The organism is Streptomyces scabichelini (assembly GCF_011045015.1).
Lineage (GTDB): Bacteria > Actinomycetota > Actinomycetes > Streptomycetales > Streptomycetaceae > Streptomyces > Streptomyces scabichelini.
On record NZ_JAAKZY010000490.1, the window covers coordinates 1 to 587 of the forward strand.

Below are 587 nucleotides of genomic sequence, written 5' to 3' on the forward strand. Positions count from 1 at the left end.
GACGGGGGCATGGAGGCCTCACAGCGGCTCGGTGGCGGCGTCGACGACAGCGGCGGCGACGGGAGCGATGACGGCGCGCAGATCGATGCGTACGAGATCGACGTCGGCGATGGACAGGACGAGGTCGCCGGTGAGAACGACGCCGCCCTGGAGGAGGCGGTCGAGGAGATCGATGAGGGCGACCGGACGGTCGGCGTGCGGGGTGACGGTCACCGGGCGGGCTCCGGAGGGAGTGCGAAGGAGTAGGGGGCCCAAGGGCCGGTCACTTCCACGTGGACGCCCGGAAGGCCCTCGGCGGCTGCCAGGACGCGGGTGCGGAAGTCGTCGACGCGCTGGGCGGGGACGAGGTACGTGTCGTTGCTGACGTTGGTGCCGGGAGCACGGCCGGCGAGGTCGCCGCGTTGGGGGCGGTGGGCGACGCGGTCGACGGCAAGGGTGCCGGCCGTCTCGGTCAGGCGGGCGGCGGTCCGCGTCGCCGCCTGCCAGGCGTCCTCGGCGGTACGGCGCTTCTGGCGGCGTCCGGCCAGGTAGGCGCGGCCGGGGTTGAGGTCAGCGGCCGGGGCTGGTTCCGCGGCCGGGGCTGGGGC

Annotated in this window: 2 protein-coding genes; both read right to left on the bottom strand. The window is 75.1% G+C overall.

Features of this window, described 5'->3' with window-relative positions:
* Window positions 1–18: 18 nt before the first annotated feature.
* On the bottom strand, window positions 19–213 hold the full coding sequence (gene gvpJ, locus G5C60_RS50865; RefSeq protein ID WP_165271129.1) for a gas vesicle protein GvpJ: 195 nt from the start codon (window positions 211–213) through the stop codon (window positions 19–21).
* On the bottom strand, window positions 210–587 hold a 378-nt coding region (locus G5C60_RS50870), incomplete at its 5' end, for a GvpL/GvpF family gas vesicle protein (RefSeq protein WP_206441030.1). The genes G5C60_RS50870 and gvpJ, both read right to left, overlap by 4 nt.